This is a genomic window from Paraburkholderia phytofirmans (assembly GCF_046028095.1).
GTDB classification, from domain to species: Bacteria; Pseudomonadota; Gammaproteobacteria; order Burkholderiales; family Burkholderiaceae; genus Paraburkholderia; species Paraburkholderia phytofirmans_A.
Window position 1 is genome coordinate 1 of the sequence record NZ_JAQQDJ010000010.1, and the last position, 18,217, is coordinate 18,217.

Sequence of the window (18,217 nt, forward strand, 5' to 3'; positions counted from 1 at the left end):
AGCACGCGCGGCTGCAAAGCTAGCCGCGCGTCCGTCAATCCCGCAACGACGACGCGGTCACGTCAGCGAGCTTTACCGCTTTGGCCGTCACCGAAGATGCCGTGGCGACATTGCGCAGATCCGCCAGGAAGGTATCGCGCCAGACGGACAAATTGTTCTCGCGCATCGGCGCCATCATGTCGGCGTGGCGCGCCTGACGCTCGGCGAGCGGCATCGAAAGCGCGCGTTCCAGCGCCTCGGCCATCTGCGACAGATCGAACGGATTGACGACCAGCGCGCCCGGCAGTTGCTCGGCGGCGCCGGCAAATTGCGACAGCACCAGCACGCCCGGATCGGCTGGGTCCTGCGAAGCAACATACTCCTTCGCGACGAGATTCATGCCGTCGCGCAACGGCGTCACATAGCCGACCTGCGATTGACGGAATAGCGCCATCAGCAGATTGCGCTCGTATTTGCGGTTCAGGTATTGGATCGGCGTCCAGTCGAGTTGCGCAAACCGGCCATTGATGCGGCCCGCTTCGCCCTCGAGCGTCTGACGAATCCGCTGGTAGGTGGACACGTCCGCGCGCGTCGGCGGCGCGATCTGCACCAGCGACACGCGCCCGTGCCAGCCCGGTGCGTTCAGCAGCAGCCGCTCGAACGCCTGGAAGCGCTCCACCAGACCCTTCGAATAATCGAGGCGGTCGACGCTCATGATCAGCTTGCGTCCGCGCATGCCGTCGCGCAGGCTGCGCACCGGCTTGCGGTCGGTGAACTGCTCGGCGGCTTTGGCGATTGCGTCCGGATAGATCCCGATCGGATACGCGCCCACTTTCAGGAAGCGGTTATACGCGTGCACCATGCCGTCCTCGCTCGAGGTGCCGTGCTGGCCGCGCTCGATAAAGTCGACGAACGACTGGCGATCCGCATCGGTCTGGAAGCCGATCACGTCGTAGCTGCACATGGCCTTGACCAGTTCTTCGTGCGGCGGAATCGTGCGCAGCACTTCCGGCACCGGAAACGGAATATGCAGGAAGAAGCCGATCGGATTCTTCACGCCGAGTTCGCGCAGGCAGCGGGCGAACGGCAGCAGGTGATAGTCGTGAACCCAGATGATGTCGTCGGGTTTGAGCAGCGCCTTGAGCTGCTTTGCCAGCGTCGCGTTGACGCGCTGGTAGCCCGCGTATTCCTGCCGGTCGTAGCGCGACAGGTCATTGCGATAGTGGAAAGTCGGCCACAGCGTCGCATTGGAAAAACCGCGGTAGTACTGGTCGTAGTCGCGCTTGGTGAGACCCACCGTCGCGTACGTCACATTGCCTTGTTTTTCGATCACCGGAGCGCTCGGCTCGCTCACCGTCTCGCCGCTCCAGCCGAACCAGACCCCGCCGCTTTCCTTCAGCGCGTCCAGCACGCCGATAGCGAGGCCACCCGCTGCGGGACGGCCTTCCTGAGTCGGCGCGACACGATTCGATACCACGATCAGTCTGCTCATTGGTGCTCCACCTAGTTCAGTTGTTTCGTTGCATACGGATATGTGCCGAAAAGGTGCATGCAAGTCGCGTGCCGTTTTTAGAGATACTTGAAATAAAAATGTATGTAAATGTGACGAACGAGCAGAAACACGCGGCGCCATCTCACCGCGAAGAAGTTTTTTCTGCTTTGTATGACAAAACCGGAAGGCGACTTACCGGCCGTCACATCGGCTCAGGCATCCTGCTCCGAGCCGAGGTCGCGCTGGTATTCCAGGCCTTCCTGACGCACGCCGCCCTGGTTGTGCTCGCCGTCCGGCGGCGCATCGGGCGCAATGCGGTTCTGCCCTGCCGGATCGTGCTGCTCCGGCGGGCTGTCTTTGCTGCCGCCCGGCCGGGAATCGCGCTTCGAATGGCGCGCTGAACGTCGCAGTGCTGGATGTCTCATGATCCACGCCTCCAGGGGAAGCCCGCCGCTGGGTTCGCGGCACCCATATAGTCTAGGGGTCGCCACGGTAAATTGCCGGTAAAAGATGCGCCGGCTTTGTAACAAGTACATAAATTCGCTGCGCCAGACTGTGGCGCAACGCAAGAACGCGTCAGAGTTGCATGCGTAGCGTCTGGGACGGCTGGCGCTGACCGGCTTGTGGCGTTTGTGTGGGCTGCGGCGGCGGATCGCCAATGGGCGGAGCGACCGGCTCGATGGGTTCGATCGGTTGCGGACTCGGATCGGGACTGGGACCTGGAACGGGGATGGTGTCGGGCTCGCCGGGACTCGGCGGCGCAACCGGAGGCGGTGACGGCGGCTCGATCGGCTCTGGACGGTGAGCGTAGATCGGCAGGGGAAGCGCGGGAGCGGCAGCGTAGTCCGGCATGTTATTTATCCTCGTTTGCGTTTCCATCGGATCGCAGCAAGGCCTGTGCCGTACGGATGCGCCCCCGGCTGGATGGCGTCTATCTTGTCAGCGGTGGGGGCGGCGTTTAAGCGTCCGCACCGCCCAGTGCGCGCGACTCATCAGCGGCATCGCCGTCTTCACGCGCGTCGTTACCGTACTCGACGAGGCGGTTATACAGCGTCTTCAGGCTGATGCCGAGAATCTCGGCGGCTCGCGTCTTCACGCCGCCGCACTGCTCGAGCGTGGCCAGGATCAGCTGACGGTCCGCTTCGGCGAGCGACGTGCCGAATGGAATCGTGATCGCCGTGCCGGCCGCGGGCTTCGACAGCGTGATCTGCAGCGGCACCGTTGCCGTGCTGTCCGAGTCCGTACCCGACATGATGTGCGCGCGCTGCACGTAGTTCTTCAGCTCGCGCACATTGCCCGGCCACGGATAGGACATCAGCATGTCCTTCACGGCCGGGGGGAAATGCTTCTTCGTGCTGTGGCGTTCGTTGAGTTCGTCGAGAAACGCCTGGGCCAGCAGTTCCACGTCCTTGCCACGCTCGCGCAACGGCGGGAGGCTGATCGGGAACACGTTCAAGCGGTGGTACAGGTCGAGCCGCAGCTTGCCTTCCAGCACGGCCTGCTCGGGATCGCGGTTGGTCGCCGCAATCAGGCGCACGTCTGTTTCGATTTCCTTGGTCGTGCCGACCCGCATGAACATGCCGGTTTCCAGCACGCGCAGCAGCTTCACCTGCAACTCGATCGGCATCTCGGTGATTTCGTCGAGGAACAGCGTGCCGCCGTTCGCGCGCTCGAAATAGCCCTTGTGCTGACGATCCGCGCCGGTGAACGAGCCGCGCTCGTGGCCGAACATTTCCGATTCGATCAGGTTCGGCGAGATCGCGCCGCAATTCACCGCGAGAAACGCGTGCTTGCGGCGCAAGCTGAGCTGGTGCAGCGTCTGCGCGGCGACTTCCTTGCCGGTGCCCGACTCGCCCACCAGCATGACCGAGGCCGCCGTTGGCGCGACGCGGCCGATCTGGTCGTAGACCTCCTGCATGGCCGGCGAATTGCCGAGCATCAGGCCAAAGCGCCCCATGCGGCGCAACTCGCCGCGCAACGTGCCGATTTCCGCCTTCAGGTCGCCGGCGCGCGGCAGGCGCGAAAGAATCGCCTTCACGCGCTGCATGTTGATCGGCTTCACCAGATAGTCGGTGGCGCCCATCTTCAGCGCGTTGACGGCGGACTCCACCGTGGCATGGCCGGTAATCACGATCACTTCCACGCCGGAGCGCGGATCCAGATCTTCGAACAGGTCGACCCCGCTGCCGTCTGGCAGCTTCAGGTCCGTAAAAACGACGTCCGGCATCTGCCGGACCAGTTGAATGCGCGCTTCGCGCAAATCGCCCGCGGTGGCGGTGGTCAGGCCGTCTTCCCCGATGATGGCGGAAAGTGCCTCGCGGGTACCGGCATCGTCATCGACAATCAGTACATGTGGCATCGCGTCTCGAAAGCCTGCAAGCGTGGGTATGGGAAAACATGCAAACGCGCATGTTGAAATGCGTGCCGCCGACCTGCGCTTCGCCGTTGCCGCGGGCTCCAATGTGAGCACCCACCAACGCTAACCGAATGCGCCAAGCCAACGACTTGATTCAATCTTGCAACAATATGAGGGCAAACCCACCCGCCCAAACCGTCATTGTTGTTTATTTACCTATTATACGGCTTTACGGAGACATATTAGCAAGGCATGCCGGCCGCCGCCCGTCACTGCGGCGGGCCGGCGATGCCGCGCAGACAAACTGCTCAACTACGTGGAAATGGCCAAGCGCCGCCGTTGCCGTTCGGGTAAGCGGAGCCGTTGGCGCCATGCGCGCTCGGGCTCGTATCGCCCGCGGCGGTCGCCTGATTGGTCGTCGGCGCAGACGGTGCCGCGACCGCGCCGCCCTCGTTTTCCCAACGGCCCAACTCGCGCGTCACGGGGACTTGCGCGGCGCGGTTGCGCTGCTGCACGTAGCGCACTGCCAGAAAGCCGCCGAGCGCCATCAGTGCGCTGAAGATGCCGATTTTGGGTCGTGCCATCGTGAACTCCTTTGATATGAAGCGGATTGAATCTGGGATGCGCCTCAGCGCGCGGTCAACACGCCGAGTACAAAGCCGACGCCCGCCGCAATGCCAATCGAACGCCACGGGTTCTGCCGCACGTAGCGTTCGGTATTGACGGTGGCGGCGCGATAGCGCCGCTGCGCGTTCTGCTGCGCATCGCCGAGTGCCGATTGCAGGGTTTCGACATGCGTGCCGAGTTTGTCGCGCAAGGCGCCGACGCCCTCGCCCGGCACGTTGGCGGCAAGCCGCAGCATTTCTTCCGAGTCCTTCAGCAGCACCCGCAGATCCTCGACAATCTTCTGGCCGCCGAGTGCAAGCTGTTGCGTGGTGTCAGTCATCATTCACTCCTGGTCTGAGTTCGGCGTGGCGTGAGCATTCCGGCGAGTGCGCATAACGCTGCAAATTGGCGAACGGCGATCGCTGCTGTCATGCAACATATGCTATGCAATCGCACGAAAAAGCACACGCGTGTCGGATCGGAATTGCAAACGCCGTGCCCGGTAAGTTTGCCTTGCGCGCCGCAAGCAAACGCCAAGCCAGGCACTTTCGACCGAACGTGCGCAATTGTACTTTTCAACCTGTAGATCGTTTGCCGAAAACGGTGCCAAAGTGGTTAAATCGATGTTTGAGAGATAGCGGCCTTGCTGGTTAATCTCGTTCCAGGCCTGCGCGCCGTAACAACAAACTCATTTGCACAGGACCCCCGTTTATGGCGTCAATCGACCTCGCCTCGCCCACCGTCTCCGGCGGAGGTAATGCTTCGGCAATGGCGAAGCAGCGCGTCGCGGACGGCATCGTGGGACTCAAATCGTACGGCTTGCTGTATGGCTCGTCGCCGGTGATGCTTGATCTGTATCAACAGATCGAGCGCGTCGCGGGTACTGACGCGACCGCGCTGATCATCGGCGAATCGGGCACGGGCAAGGAGCTGATTGCCCGCACGATTCACGATCAAAGCAACCGCAAGGATGCACCGTTCGTCGCCGTGAATTGCGGCGCGATTCCCGACGAACTCATCGAAGCCGAACTGTTCGGCCACGAGAAAGGCAGCTTCACGGGCGCGGTCCAGGGCCGCGTCGGCTACTTTGAACACGCGAACGGCGGCACGCTCTTCCTCGACGAAATTACCGAGATGGCGCCGGTGCGCCAGGTCAAGCTGCTGCGTGCGCTGGAAACCGGCACGTTCTATCGCGTCGGCGGCAACGACCTGATCAGCGGCAACGTGCGCGTGATCGCCGCGACCAATCGCGACCCCGCAATCGCGGTCAAGGAAAACGGCCTGCGTGAAGACCTCATGTACCGGCTCGCGGTTTTTCCGCTGCGCGCGCCGCCGCTGCGCGAGCGCGAGAACGACCGCGAACTGCTCGCGCAACACTTCCTCGCGCTGCTGAATCAGCAGGAAGGCACGAGCAAAAGTTTCAGCAAGCGCTCGATCGAAACGCTGCGCACCTGGTCATGGCCGGGCAACGTGCGCGAGTTGAAGAACGCGGTATATCGCGCGTTCATTCTCGCGGAGAAGATCGTGGAGTTGCCGCATCCGCATCTTGCGTCGCGCGTGAAAAAGCCGATGACGCAGGGCGACGCGATGAGCGTGTGGATCGGCACGCCGCTCGCCGACGCGCAAAAGCAGATCATTCTCGGCACGCTCAAATATTGCGGCGGCGACAAACGGCGCGCGGCCAAAGCGCTCGGCGTGAGTCTCAAAACCTTGTACAACCGCTTGAGCGCTTACGGCGACGAAAGCGCCGAAGACGAACCCGAGCAATAAACTCATGCCGCGCGCGGCACTCATGCGAGGGAGCTGCGGGAGTGCTTGCGTCGCGTGCTTCAATGATCGGGCGCATGCGGGCTTCAGCGGCTACCCGGCCGCTGCAAAAAAACTCGCTTCGTGCGCCTTGAACCGTCGATCGAATCCGTTCGCACCGCCAATCAAAATTGGGCTCTGCCCAACAGAAACCCCTTTATCTCGCATCATCTTTTGCAATTGCTTGCATTTTCCCTCTGCCAATTACAAATAGCATCCTGCAAAATGCGGCACACGCATTGCTAGGTGGGGAACGCGTGTTACTCGTTCGCACGGCGGTTATTCGAGCACGAACGAAAGGCACTTGCAGGAGCAGAGACAGGGAAATGCAAAAAAGTATGGTGTGGGCCGAATGGGCAAAACGAACAGCCGGGCGTGGACGTCCCAATGCAACGGCACTCGTTGTTCTTGCTGTGGCGATCTCGTCGGCGCTGAGCGGCTGTAGCTCGCTCTATTCGGAAGGCGCCACCGCCGGCGCCGGTATCGCAGGCGCCGCGCTCGCGGCGAAAGTCACCAGCAACGCGGCCGTTGCGACCGGCATCGGTCTCGGCGCAGTGGCCGCGGCACGCGCCGGCGTGCAGTATTCGGAGCGCGTGGTTCACACGAATACGCAGGACGGCATCGCCAAAATTGCCGGTCCGCTCGAGGTCGGCGCAATCGCGCCGTGGAGCGTGACCCATTCGATGCCGATCGAAGACGACGAGCATGGCCGCGTCACCGTCAGCCGCACGATCAGCGCGGGCGCGCTCGACTGCAAGGAAATCGTCTTCTCCGTCGATCAGGCGGCCACCAAGAACGTGCCGGCAAGCAGCGCGTTTTACGTGGCATCGATTTGCCGCGACGGCGACAACTGGAAGTGGGCATCTGCCGAACCCGCCACCGAACGTTGGGGCGCGTTGCAATGACGGCGCGTTCGCACACGGCTGCCCTCACGGCGCGCCGCCCTCGCCTCGCTGTCTGGTCCGGCAACCGGCTGCGGCTCGTGCTGGCCGGCGCGCTGTGCGTCGGCGCAAGCGTGCTGACGAGCGGCTGCTCGTCGGTCGGCGCGGCGAGCGGCGCGGCTGCGGGCGTCGCGTCCGGGCTGGTGACATCCAATCCGGCCATCGGCATCGGCGTCGGCATCGCTGTGCAGGCCGCGACCGACGAGGCCGTCGGCCGCTACATGCGCACCATGCACACCGATCAGCAGAACATGATCGCCGCGTTGGCGGGCGCCATGCCGGTTGGCGAGACGCGCCCGTGGGCGGTCAAGCACACGTTGCCGATCGAGAATGGCCACGGCCAGGTGCGCGTGACGCGCGCGTTCGGTTCGGCCCTCGCGCTCTGCAAGGAATTCGTCTTCTCGGTGCAGGACGGCGACGGCCCGAACGCGCATGAGGACTGGTACACGGCGAGCGCGTGTCAGCAGGACAAGGGCTGGAAGTGGGCGTCCGCGGAACCGGCCGTCACGCGCTGGGGCAGTCTGCAATAACTGCACGGCAATGAAAAAACGGCAGGGTCGCCCCTGCCGTTTTTGCTTTGCGCTGGCTTTGCGCGTCTTAATCAACGCACACGCGCAACTCTCACCCAACTGCCACGCGCTTAAGACTCTACGTCTTCCAAGCTGAAGATTTCCGTCTGGTCGTTGTACGAGAAGATCTCGCCATAACGGCCCCAGTTGATGACCGCGTCGAGCGTCTCTTCCGCGGCGCTGTCCGACAGAAAATCCTCCAGCTCCTGCTCGAAGCGCACGCGCGGCGCGCGATGCCCCGGCCGTTCGTTGAGCACCTTCTTGATTCGCGCGGCGAGCGGCACGTGCCGCAGCAGATGTTCGGCGAACATCATCTTGCGTTCCTGCGTGCCGAACTCGGCGAACACACGCGCCGGCGGCGTCAGGAAAATGTCGCCTTCGCGGATATCCGCGAAACCGAGATGCTGCAGCACTTCGGCCACCGGGAACAGATCGTCGACCTCCAGGTGCAGCGAGCGCGCGATTTCCGGCATGTCCGCGCGGCCGTGGTACGGCGCGGCGGCCAGCGTTTCGATCAAACCGGCCATCAGGTTGGTCGACACATGCGGCAGCCAGCTGTGCAGCTCGAGGCCCTTCTTGGTCTTTTCGTCGGTCTGACGCGCGGTCATCTTCGCGTAGATGTCGTCCACCAGCTTGCGGAACGCCGGATCGAGGCGGTTGCGCGGATGCTTGAACGGCACCTTGATCTCGGCGATCACGCGTCCCGGGTTCGACGACAACACCAGAATGCGGTCGCACATGAACACCGCCTCCTCGATGTTGTGCGTGACGATCAGCACGGCCTTGATCGGCATGCGGCCTTGCGTCCACAGATCGAGCAGGTCGGTACGCAGCGTTTCGGCGGTCAGCACGTCGAGCGCGGAAAACGGCTCGTCCATCAGCAGCAGCGTGGGGTCGACCACCAGCGCGCGTGCAAAGCCGACGCGCTGGCGCATGCCGCCCGACAGCTCGCGCGGGTAGGCGTTTTCGAAACCGTCCAGACCGATCAGGTCGATCGCCGCCAGCGCGCGCGTGCGCCGTTCGCTCGCGCCGACGCCTTGCGCTTCGAGACCGGCTTCCACGTTTTGCAGCACGGTCAGCCACGGGAACAGCGCGAACGTCTGGAACACCATCGCGACACCCTTGGCGGGGCCGTCGAGCGGCTTGCCCATATAGGTGACTTCGCCGTCGGTCGGCTCGATCAGACCGGCGATAATGCGCAACAGCGTCGACTTGCCCGAGCCCGAACGGCCCAGCAATCCGACGATCTCGCCTTCGCGCAGCGACAGGTTCGCGTCGTCGAGGACGAGCAGTTCGCCCTGCGACTTGTTGAACCCTCGGCACACGTCCTTGACGCGCAGGATCTCTTCGCCGAGGCGCGGCGGCTTCGGCGGCGTCTGGATCGGCGCGGCGGTCATAGCAGCTTTAGGATTTTGCATCGCGTTTTGCCTTCATTTCTTCAATCGAGCCGGAGCTTGGCTTCGGCGTAGGCGTACATCGGACGCCACAGCAGGCGGTTGAACAGGGTCACGAACAGGGACATCACGGCAATGCCCACGATGATCTTCGGATAGTCGCCCGCGGCGGTGGACTGCGCGATATAGGAGCCCAATCCGTGCGCGGCCACCTTGGTATCGCCCCACTGCACGAATTCCGCGACGATGCTGGCATTCCACGCGCCGCCCGACGCCGTGATCGCGCCCGTGACGTAGTACGGGAAAATGCCCGGCAGAATCGCCTGGCGCCACCATTGCCAGCCGCGGATGTGGAAGTTCTTGGCCGCCTCGCGATAGTCGTTCGGATACGACGTCGCGCCGGCAATCACGTTGAACAGGATATACCACTGCGTGCCGAGCACGATCAGCGGCGAGAGCCAGATGTCCGGGTTCAGATGGAAGCGCACGATCGCGATCACGAACACCGGGAACAGCAGATTGGCCGGGAACGCGGCGAGAAACTGCGCGAGCGGCTGAAACTTCTCGGCAAGCGCCGGGCGCAAGCCGATCAGCACGCCGACCGGCACCCAGATCACAGAGGCGATCGCGATCAGCACCACCACCCGCAGCAGCGTGATCAGCCCGAGCACGAACACGTGCCAGACTTCATCCAGCGACACGCCGGTGCGCACATAGATCACGACGCGATACACCACATAGACGGTCGCGAGCAGCACCAGCGTTGCCCACACGATATCGCCGACGCGCGAACTCTTCTGCATCTGCGGGATCTGGAAGCGCGGCCCCTGGAACGCCGGCAGCCGGAACGGCACGCGCGCGGCCTTGGCGAACATCCAGCCGAGCGGCACCAGCAAGCGGTGGATCAGGCGGGTGCGGCGAATCAGATCGAGCAGCCACGATTCCGGCGCGTCACCCGAACTGGTGTTTTCCATGCGGAACTTGTCGGCCCACGCGACGAGCGGACGGAACAGGAACTGGTCGTAGGCGAGAATCACGACCGTCATGGCGAGGATCACCCAGCCGATCGCGTGCAGGTTCTTGTCCGAGATCGCCTGCGCGAGATAGGCGCCGATGCCCGGCAGGATGATCGTTCTGTTGCCGACCGTGATCGCCTCGGAGGCGACCACGAAGAACCAGCCGCCCGACATCGACATCATCATGTTCCAGATGAGGCCCGGCATCGAGAACGGGACTTCCAGCTTCCAGAAGCGCTGCCATGAAGTCAGGTGAAAGCCGCGCGAGACTTCGTCCAGATCGCGCGGCACCGTGCGCAGCGACTGATAGAAGCTGAACGTCATGTTCCACGCCTGGCTCGTGAAGATCGCGAAGATCGCTGCGAGTTCGGCGCCGAGCACGCGGCCCGGGAACAGCGCCAGAAAGAAGGTGACCGTAAACGAAATGTAGCCCAGCACCGGCACCGACTGCAGGATGTCGAGAATCGGCACCAGCACAAGACCGGCGCGCCGGCTCTTGGCGGCCAACGTGCCGTATACCAATGTGAAGATCAGCGAGGCGACCATGGCCGCGAGCATGCGCAGCGTGGTGCGCATCGCATATTCAGGCAGGTTCGCCGGGTCGAGCGAGATGGCTTGAGTCTTGAGCGTCGACATGGGCGCCAAGGTCTCGTGAAAGCCGATCGCCGCCATGGCGATCACACAGATGATCAGCGGGAAGGCGACGAAGTCCCAACGATTGGGCAGCACCCGCCATGCCGATGCATTGGCGGTGCGCTTCAGATTGAAGCTGAAGTCCATCAGATACCCTCCCCGTCGAACCAGGCGTTCAAGAACAGCAAGGAGGCCGCGGCTTCGGCGCGGCGGTCTGAAGATCGGTCCGGAAAGCGGAAATCAGGCATGGCAAAACGCGTGGGCGCGGTAAATCGTTAGCGTTGGAGACACTTGAACCGGTGACGGGTGTGTCGTGGACGAAGCGCCCAGGACCGCAACCGTCAAGCCAGACTCCTGTCGCCGCAGGCGCCGCCCGTAAGGGCTGGCGAGCTTTCCTTGTTTTGGACGGCACGACACTACACCATCCTATGTTTCAGGCACAACCTTTCGCGGCAAATAGCGATAAATAGCGGAGAACCCGCTTTCAACGCCCTTGGGTCAGTATGCGCCGGGCGTGCCGCCGATCTTTTATCGTGGCGCGGCAGCCGCATCGTCGATCCCCGCTGCGGCTGCCGCGATAGCCAGAAACTCACCGGACAAACCCGAACAACCGTCAAGAATCCGGCCGGGCTGCCGTTAAGAACCTGATGGGCGCGGTGGACGCAGTTCGCATTCCCGCAATAACGGTGGCGTCTGGCCCCATGACGGTTAAAATCAGGAGACGACGCCTGTTATCGGTTTATCCCGGGCCACAGCGACGGCGTATTGCCGACCGCTTCCACAGCGGTGAATCTGCGCGAGCGCGCTGCCACGATTGAGCTAGTTGCATGTCACAGCCAGACGGATCAGAGGGTCGATGAACAGGACAACCTTGCGCCAGGCAACCGGGCCGGTCAGCTTCATGCTGATCGTCCTGGTTTGCTGGTTCGTGGCCGGCATGGTTGCGGACCGGATGGTACAGCAAGAGCTGGACGCAGCCCTGCGTGCGCAGCGGCAAATGTCCACCTCGATCGTGGACAACATGGCGGAGGTGATCGCCAGCGACCTTGCGATGTCTCGCGCCATCCCCGCCACCATGGCCGAAATGGACGTGGTCCAGCGTGCTCTGGTGCAATCCCAGAATTATGCCGTGAAGAGTGAAGTGACGGAACCCGTGCTGCGCGCCGCCTTGCTGAAAGACGCGCGGATGACCGCCGTGAGCAATTTCCTGCACGACGCGCAAGGCTTCTCCGGGCTCGACCAGATCTGGCTCGTCAACGCCAACGGCGTCTGCGTCGCCTCGAGCAACTCCATCAATAATCCGCTCGCGGCCGAGCGCTCTTTCGTCGGCACCGACATGCGCGTGCGCGGCTATCTGACGAACGCGCTGCTCGGTGCGTTCTCCGAGGCCTATGGCGTCGGCCGCTCGAGCGGCGAGCCCGGTATCTTCATCGCCGCGCCGGCTTATGCGGACGGCCTGCTGGTCGGCGTGGTCGTCGCCAAGGTCGGCATCGCGCGGCTGCGCCACTGGGTCGCGCACGCCGGCACCTTCGTCGCCGACGACAACGGCGTCATCATCATGGCGCACAACAGCGAACTCGAAGGCCGCGCACTGCCGAACTCGCGCGTCACGCAAATGACGCCGGCCGAGCGCAAGACTATTTATCTGCGCGACACGATGCCCGACATCCATATCAGCGTGGACTCGCAAGTACGGGAACAGGCGCCGTGGGTGCCGTCCGCCGTGGCCGGGCAACTGTTCGGCATGTCCGACCGGCCCGTGCCGTCGCTCTATCAGACGCGCGGCGGCCTGAACTCGGGATTGTCGGCGCATCTGGTCGATCCGCTCGTGGCCTGGCCGGAACTGCTGCGCAATCACAAGCGCGATCATTTGCTGGTGTTTCTGACGCTGGCCGGCACGGTCGCGCTGGCGTGGGTGATCACCGTGTCGTATGTGCGCGAGCGGCGCCACCATCGCGCCACGCGCGATCTCGCGGAACAATTGCAATCCGCCAACACGCTGCTGTCGGCCGAGGCGCGCCACGACGCGCTGACCGGCGCGCTGTCGCGGCGCTACTTCCTCGACCTGCTGCGCCATGAGATCGAACGCGCGCATGCGGGCAACGAACCGTTGTGCATGGCGATCGCCGACCTCGACCACTTCAAGCAGATCAACGACCGCTTCGGCCACGCGGCCGGCGACCGCGCGCTCGAACATTTCGTCGACACCTGCCGCGCCGAACTGCGCGGCGCCGACGCGATCGGCCGCCTGGGCGGCGAAGAGTTCGGTCTGCTGCTGCCGGCCACGGATCTCGCCGGCGGCCACGAAGTCGTCGAACGCTTGCGGCTGCGCCTGAAAGCCATCCCTTCGCCGAAGTTGCCGCCATCGGTGGGCTTGAGCGTGAGCATCGGCATTACCGAACTCTCGCCCGACGATCTGCCCGAGCGGATCATGAGCCGCGCCGACATGGCGCTCTACGCGGCGAAATCGGGCGGCCGCGACCGCACCGAGGCCTTGCCGCCCGACGACACCGCGCCGCCTGCTCGCACGGTGGCCAACGTCTGGTAATACGCCCGGCAGACGCCAACACCGGCGTCTCGAACCGTGCGCAAAACAGTCCGCAAGCTGACGCAAGGCAAGAACCGCCCTCGGGCATCCCTGACGAAGCAGGTATCATCGACCCTGATATCGGGGTTGCCGCTACCGCTTTAACGGGAGATTCGCATGAAGGGAAATTTGGTCATCGTCTGCCGCGATCAGGATGCTGACGCGTTCGACCATCTGCTGGCTGAATACGGCGCGTTCCAGACGCGCCTGTCATCTACCGCGTGGTATCTGAAACTGGCCGTCGCGCCGGAACTGATTCAGGAAGAGATCCTGGCGCGTCTCGGCAAATACACCACGCACTATATTTTCGAAGCCGAAACGGTGACGTGGAATACGGTGGATAGCGACGCGGCGAATGCGCTGAATACGTTGTTTTCTGACTAGCGCGCCGGCTGCCGGCCGCGTCTTCCGGATCTTGCGTTCGGATCTCAAGACGCGGCACAGGCTGCCGAAGCCCGCGCCGCGCATCTATCTATCAACCCCAAGCGCTCTCTGACGCCGCCGCGACCCGCGGCAAGACTTCGAGCGGAAAGCTCATCAAGACTCGCAAACCACGGCCGCCGTGGTTGCCGATCTCCCACTCCCCGCCCGCACGCCGTACCAGCCGCTCGACAATGGCGAGCCCGAGGCCGCTATGGCCGTTGCCGCCGCGCGCCGGATCGAGCCGTACGAACGGCCGGCTGGCGTTGATCAGATCCTGAGCCGCGATGCCGCTGCCGCTGTCGCTTACCGACAAAGTGAAGCCTTGCGCGGTACGCGCCGTGGCCACGACGATCGGGGGCGCGCCGTAGGCATGCGCGTTGTCGAGCAGGTTCGACAGAATCCGGTCGAGTGTGGCGGCCGGCAACAGGAACCCCGGCCCCGCGTTGAGTTCGGTCTGCACAGTGGGCGTACCGGAGGCCACCGCGCGATAGCTGCGCACGACCCGCTCGCACTGCGCGTCCACTTCGACCGCCTCGCTGCGATCGGCGCCGTCGTGGGCGAACACCAGAAACTGTTCGACGATATGCGTCATGGAATCGACGTCGCGCACCACGCCGTCGCGCATCTTCACTTCGTCCATCATTTCGGCGCGTAGGCGCAAACGCGCGAGCGGCGTTTTCAGATCGTGCGCCACGCCCGCCAGCATCACGGCGCGGTCGTTCTCCGTGCGCGCCACTTCCTGCACCATCTGATTGAAGCCGTGCGTGAGTTGACGCAACTCGCGCGGCCCGCGCTCCGGCACCGGCGGCACCGGCTGACCGCGGCCGAAACGCGCCACCGCCTGCGCAAGCGAGCGCAACGGCTGCTGCAGCGCCCACGCGGCGAACAGCGCCGCCATCACCGCGAACGAGAAAATAATGGCGAGCCACAGCACCGTGCGGTCGAGCGAGCGCGGCGTGCGCAGCGGCTGCACCGGCACGACGATCCAGCTTTTGTCGGAGGGCGCGCGCACCCATAGCGTGGGCGGGCGGCCCGGCTGGCCGACACGCACCTGCGTGCCGGACGGCATGCGGTCGCGCGCGTCTTCGACGAAACGTTCGAGCGGCGGCGGCATGTCCGCGACCTCGGGCGGCACTTCGGGGCTCGCCGGATCGACCAGTTTGACGCGCGACGGCAAGGGCTGATCCGGCGTTCGGGCGACGTGCTGACGCACCGCGTCGACCAGGAACACGGCTTCTTCGACCGCGTAGCGCGTTTGCAGTTGACTGCGCTCGAGGCGCATGAGCGCGTACCACGCGAAATGCGACAGCAGCAGCACGGCGACGACTAGCAGCGCCAGCCGCCCGAACAGCGAATCAATGGGCCGGCGCATGCTGTTCGCCGTCGGGCACGAACACGTAGCCGCGGCCGCGCACCGTTTGAATGAAGCGCGGCGTGGACGGGTCGGTTTCGAGAATGCGGCGCAGACGCCAGACCTGCACGTCGATGCCGCGATCGGTGCCGTCGTATTCCGGACCGTGCAGCAGTTCGAGCAGACGCTCGCGCGTGAGCGTGCGCATGGGGTGATTGACGAAAATCTTCAGCAACGCGAATTCGCTGCCCGACAACGTGAGCGGCTTGTCTTCCAGATGCAGCGTGCGCGACTGGAAGTCCAGCGTGAAGCGGCCGAAGTTGAACGGCTCGCGCTGTTCCGGCGCCGCCGCCGACGGCAGCGTGCGACGGCGACGCAACACGGCCTGCACGCGCGCCAGCAACTCGCGCGGATTGAACGGCTTGCCGAGGTAGTCGTCCGCGCCGAGTTCCAGCCCGACGATGCGATCGACGTCGTCCGCCCGCGCCGTGAGCATGATCACGGGGATGTCGTCGCCCGACGCGCGCAGCTTGCGCAACGCGGTGAGCCCGTCGACGCCCGGCATCATCAGGTCGAGCACGATCAGGTCCGGGCGCTCGCGTTCGAGCCGGCGCTCGAGCGAGCCAGCGTCGTGCAGCACCGAAACCTCGATGCCCTGGCGGGCCAGATAGTCGCGGAGCAGATCGCGCAATTCGACGTCGTCGTCGACAACAAGTATTTGAGTAGCCATGGGATGAAGTTTAACGCGCAGCAGGAAGGGTTTTCGATTTCAAACCGGCCCCAAGGGTTACCGGGTGTTACGGTGAAAGGTGTGCGTAATCCCCCGTAATAGCCGCATCCTGCCACGTAACACAGCGATCTGCGCAGTTCTCTACGCTGTGTCTTACCGAATGCACGCCGTCCACTTTAACCGGTTGCATCGTCGGCTAGTCCATTACAGGGAGTCTCACATGTCTACCAAAAAGATCTCGCGCGTTCTCGCCGTTGCCGCCACTGCTCTCGCCATCGGCGCGGGCGCTGCCTATGCCGCACAACCCAACGCCGGCCATGGCGGCCCTGGCGGCTGGCACGGCCACTTCATGAAGGAACTGACGCAACTCCACGATCAGCTGAAGCTGAACGCGGATCAGGAAAAGCAGTGGCAGGCCGCGCTCGACACCATGAAGCAGAACCACGAAGCCATGCGCGCCAACCATGAGCAGATCAAGAACCAGTTCAAGGCCGCGCAGCAGCAGCCGATCCTGGATCTGAACGCCATGGCGGCCGCGCATCAGCAGGTCGAACAGAAAGACGCACAACTGCGCCAGCAAACTTCGGATACGTGGCTCAAGTTCTACAACGGCCTGAACGACCAGCAAAAGACCACCGTCAGCACGGCGCTCAAGCAGCGCTTTGCGAAGATGGAGTCGCGTCATGAAAAGATGCGCGAGCACTGGGAGCATCGCAAGGGCGCGGCATCGGCGCCGGCGGCCAATCAGTAAGCGGCTCGGCGTAGATGCACAGGCGGCTTGCGCGGCCGTCTGTGCCGCTGAATGCAAAAACGCCACGGAGGCTTGCCATCCGTGGCGTTTTTTTCTACGGCGCGACACGATGCGCGCGGACTGCCGTGACGCATGCGTGAGGCGTGCTCGTTGCGACTTCAACTATTCCTTCGGTGAAAGCGCAACCAAGCAATCACGGCTTAGCCGTTGAGCTGCCCCAGATCGAACAGCAGCACTTCGGCGTTCTCGCCCTTCTCAAGCGTCACGGTATCCGTGTCGCTAAGCTTGGCGGCGTCGCCTGCGCGGAGCGCTTTGCCGTTCACCGTCAACGCGCCGCGCGCGACATGCACATACGTCAGACGTCCTTTGGGCTGTGCGAACGTCGCCGTTTCTTCGCCGTCGATCAGCGCCGCGTAGATCGACGCGTCCGCATGGATCGTCACCGAACCGTCGCGGCCGTCGGGCGAAGCGACCACACGCAGGCGGCCGCGCTTGTCGGCGGCGTCGAAGCGTTTTTCCTCGTAGCTCGGCTGGTCGCCCGCGCGTTGCGGAATCACCCAGATCTGCAGCAGGTGCGCGGATTCGTCCTGCGACGCGTTGAACTCACTGTGCTGCACGCCGGTGCCGGCGCTCATGCGCTGCACGTCGCCGGGACGGATCGTCGAGCCGTTGCCCATGCTGTCGCGGTGGGCCAGCGCGCCTTCGAGCACATAGGTAACGATTTCCATGTCTCGATGGCCGTGCGTGCCAAAGCCCTCGCCGCCGGCGATACGGTCTTCGTTGATGACCCGCAGCGGGCCGAAATGCACATGCTGGGGATCGCGATAGTCGGCAAACGAGAAGCTGTGATACGAGTCGAGCCAGCCGTGGTTGGCGTGACCGCGGTCTTCGGAGCGGCGAATCTCGAACATGGAAAGACTCCTGGTGAGTAAATAGCGATGCCGGGAATGTATGGGCGCGGCCTGCACTACACAATCCGCATGGGTGCACCGGATCGTTCCATAAATCCGCGCAATCAGGGGCGCTGGAAAAATCGCGCCGCGGCGTCGCGCTCGCACAACGCCTGCGCGCATCAGTTTGGCACCGTCGGCATCCCACACTGGCGCGTCGCCCCTGTTCGGGTAAAATACCGCCCTTTTCGAGATTGTGTGGGCGCGGAAGGCGCGCCGGCGGGTTCGCCATGACAGGCGCCGACAGGTTGGCTGCCGGTTTCAGACCCGCGCCGGACCCGCTCGATGCATCGAATGATCGCGTCCCGCTCCGAAGCCGAAACCTTGGGCGGCGCGACAATTTTGACCGCCTAGAATAGCGACGGCCAATCGAGTCCAGACGCTGAATCGAGGAAACACACGCAGCACCCACGAAACTCGGGGCTCGCCCGCATGGGCTTTCGCGAGGCTTCGTAATACAGTCGGCAGTAGATTCACCTGCAGTCACAACGAGAGTCGAAAAGCGCGCTGCAAGACCGGCAACGGCCATGCAGTCATGATTTGCACAGCGGTGCGCTGTGCGCCGCAGGTCACAGCGAGCCCCAGGCTCGCGGCAAACGCGGCGCAGAGTTGGCCGCGTCTTTCGCGGTGTGT

17 protein-coding genes are annotated in these 18,217 nt (G+C 63.8%); 6 read left to right on the plus strand and 11 right to left on the minus strand.

The features are described from left to right. Window positions 1-34 precede the first annotated feature (34 nt). From otsA to PQR54_RS25530, 6 genes are all read right to left on the minus strand, one after another. Window positions 35-1,471, minus strand: a complete 1,437-nt coding sequence (gene otsA / locus PQR54_RS25505; RefSeq protein WP_012432179.1) for an alpha,alpha-trehalose-phosphate synthase (UDP-forming) — start codon at window positions 1,469-1,471, stop codon at window positions 35-37. A 212-nt stretch (window positions 1,472-1,683) separates the two neighbouring features. Further along, the gene (locus tag PQR54_RS25510) at window positions 1,684-1,896 is read right to left on the minus strand and encodes a hypothetical protein (protein ID WP_012432178.1); all 213 of its coding nucleotides are present in this window, start codon (window positions 1,894-1,896) and stop codon (window positions 1,684-1,686) included. A gap of 151 nt (window positions 1,897-2,047) precedes the next feature. Continuing rightward, the gene (locus tag PQR54_RS25515; protein WP_408250549.1) at window positions 2,048-2,323 is read right to left on the minus strand and encodes a hypothetical protein; all 276 of its coding nucleotides are present in this window, start codon (window positions 2,321-2,323) and stop codon (window positions 2,048-2,050) included. 106 nt (window positions 2,324-2,429) lie between these two features. Beyond that, window positions 2,430-3,830 carry a sigma-54-dependent transcriptional regulator gene (locus PQR54_RS25520; protein ID WP_408250551.1) on the minus strand — a complete coding sequence of 467 codons (1,401 nt, stop codon included), beginning with the start codon at window positions 3,828-3,830 and terminating at the stop codon, window positions 2,430-2,432. Between the two features lie 305 nt (window positions 3,831-4,135). Next, entirely contained in the window at window positions 4,136-4,411 is a 276-nt protein-coding gene (locus tag PQR54_RS25525; protein ID WP_408250553.1) for a hypothetical protein, read from the minus strand. A gap of 44 nt (window positions 4,412-4,455) precedes the next feature. Further along, entirely contained in the window at window positions 4,456-4,773 is a 318-nt protein-coding gene (locus tag PQR54_RS25530; RefSeq protein ID WP_408251024.1) for an ElaB/YgaM/YqjD family protein, read from the minus strand. Window positions 4,774-5,144: 371 nt separating this feature from the next. Here PQR54_RS25530 and PQR54_RS25535 point away from each other — a divergent pair, with 371 nt between their 5' ends. The 3 genes from PQR54_RS25535 to PQR54_RS25545 all read left to right on the plus strand — a co-directional run bounded on the left by PQR54_RS25535 (window position 5,145) and on the right by PQR54_RS25545 (window position 7,710). Next, complete coding sequence (locus tag PQR54_RS25535) at window positions 5,145-6,203, plus strand: sigma-54 interaction domain-containing protein (RefSeq protein WP_408250555.1); 1,059 nt, start codon at window positions 5,145-5,147, stop codon at window positions 6,201-6,203. 362 nt (window positions 6,204-6,565) lie between these two features. Next, window positions 6,566-7,144, plus strand: a complete 579-nt coding sequence (locus tag PQR54_RS25540) for a hypothetical protein (RefSeq protein WP_408250556.1) — start codon at window positions 6,566-6,568, stop codon at window positions 7,142-7,144. Next, window positions 7,141-7,710 carry a hypothetical protein gene (locus PQR54_RS25545; RefSeq protein ID WP_408250558.1) on the plus strand — a complete coding sequence of 190 codons (570 nt, stop codon included), beginning with the start codon at window positions 7,141-7,143 and terminating at the stop codon, window positions 7,708-7,710. The genes PQR54_RS25540 and PQR54_RS25545 overlap by 4 nt, the downstream gene beginning before the upstream one ends. 110 nt (window positions 7,711-7,820) lie before the next feature. Here PQR54_RS25545 and PQR54_RS25550 read toward each other — a convergent pair whose 3' ends face one another. Both PQR54_RS25550 and PQR54_RS25555 read right to left on the minus strand, forming a co-directional pair. Continuing rightward, complete coding sequence (locus PQR54_RS25550) at window positions 7,821-9,167, minus strand: ABC transporter ATP-binding protein (RefSeq protein ID WP_408250559.1); 1,347 nt, start codon at window positions 9,165-9,167, stop codon at window positions 7,821-7,823. Between the two features lie 20 nt (window positions 9,168-9,187). Next, window positions 9,188-10,939 (minus strand): ABC transporter permease, encoded by a 1,752-nt coding sequence (locus tag PQR54_RS25555; RefSeq protein WP_408250561.1) that lies wholly within the window; start codon window positions 10,937-10,939, stop codon window positions 9,188-9,190. A gap of 709 nt (window positions 10,940-11,648) precedes the next feature. Between PQR54_RS25555 and PQR54_RS25560 the strand changes: the two genes are divergently transcribed. Both PQR54_RS25560 and PQR54_RS25565 read left to right on the plus strand, forming a co-directional pair. After that, window positions 11,649-13,340, plus strand: a complete 1,692-nt coding sequence (locus tag PQR54_RS25560; RefSeq protein ID WP_408250563.1) for a sensor domain-containing diguanylate cyclase — start codon at window positions 11,649-11,651, stop codon at window positions 13,338-13,340. 156 nt (window positions 13,341-13,496) lie between these two features. Continuing rightward, window positions 13,497-13,763, plus strand: coding sequence for a double-stranded DNA-specific endonuclease (locus tag PQR54_RS25565; protein ID WP_074763386.1), 267 nt, complete (start codon window positions 13,497-13,499; stop codon window positions 13,761-13,763). A gap of 91 nt (window positions 13,764-13,854) precedes the next feature. On the opposite strand, the gene PQR54_RS25570 is transcribed toward PQR54_RS25565, so the two are convergent. Together PQR54_RS25570 and PQR54_RS25575 are read right to left on the minus strand one after the other, a co-directional pair. After that, a complete protein-coding gene (locus tag PQR54_RS25570) occupies window positions 13,855-15,174 on the minus strand; it encodes an ATP-binding protein (protein ID WP_408250565.1) in 1,320 nt (439 codons plus the stop codon). Beyond that, window positions 15,158-15,883 carry a response regulator gene (locus tag PQR54_RS25575; protein ID WP_012432166.1) on the minus strand — a complete coding sequence of 242 codons (726 nt, stop codon included), beginning with the start codon at window positions 15,881-15,883 and terminating at the stop codon, window positions 15,158-15,160. Before PQR54_RS25575 ends, PQR54_RS25570 begins: the two co-directional genes overlap by 17 nt. A gap of 220 nt (window positions 15,884-16,103) precedes the next feature. Here PQR54_RS25575 and PQR54_RS25580 point away from each other — a divergent pair, with 220 nt between their 5' ends. Continuing rightward, window positions 16,104-16,634: a Spy/CpxP family protein refolding chaperone gene (locus PQR54_RS25580; protein WP_408250567.1), complete on the plus strand. Its 531-nt coding sequence runs from the start codon at window positions 16,104-16,106 to the stop codon at window positions 16,632-16,634. Window positions 16,635-16,834: 200 nt separating this feature from the next. On the opposite strand, the gene PQR54_RS25585 is transcribed toward PQR54_RS25580, so the two are convergent. Next, the gene (locus tag PQR54_RS25585; RefSeq protein ID WP_408250569.1) at window positions 16,835-17,545 is read right to left on the minus strand and encodes a pirin family protein; all 711 of its coding nucleotides are present in this window, start codon (window positions 17,543-17,545) and stop codon (window positions 16,835-16,837) included. Between the last annotated feature and the right edge of the window lie 672 nt (window positions 17,546-18,217).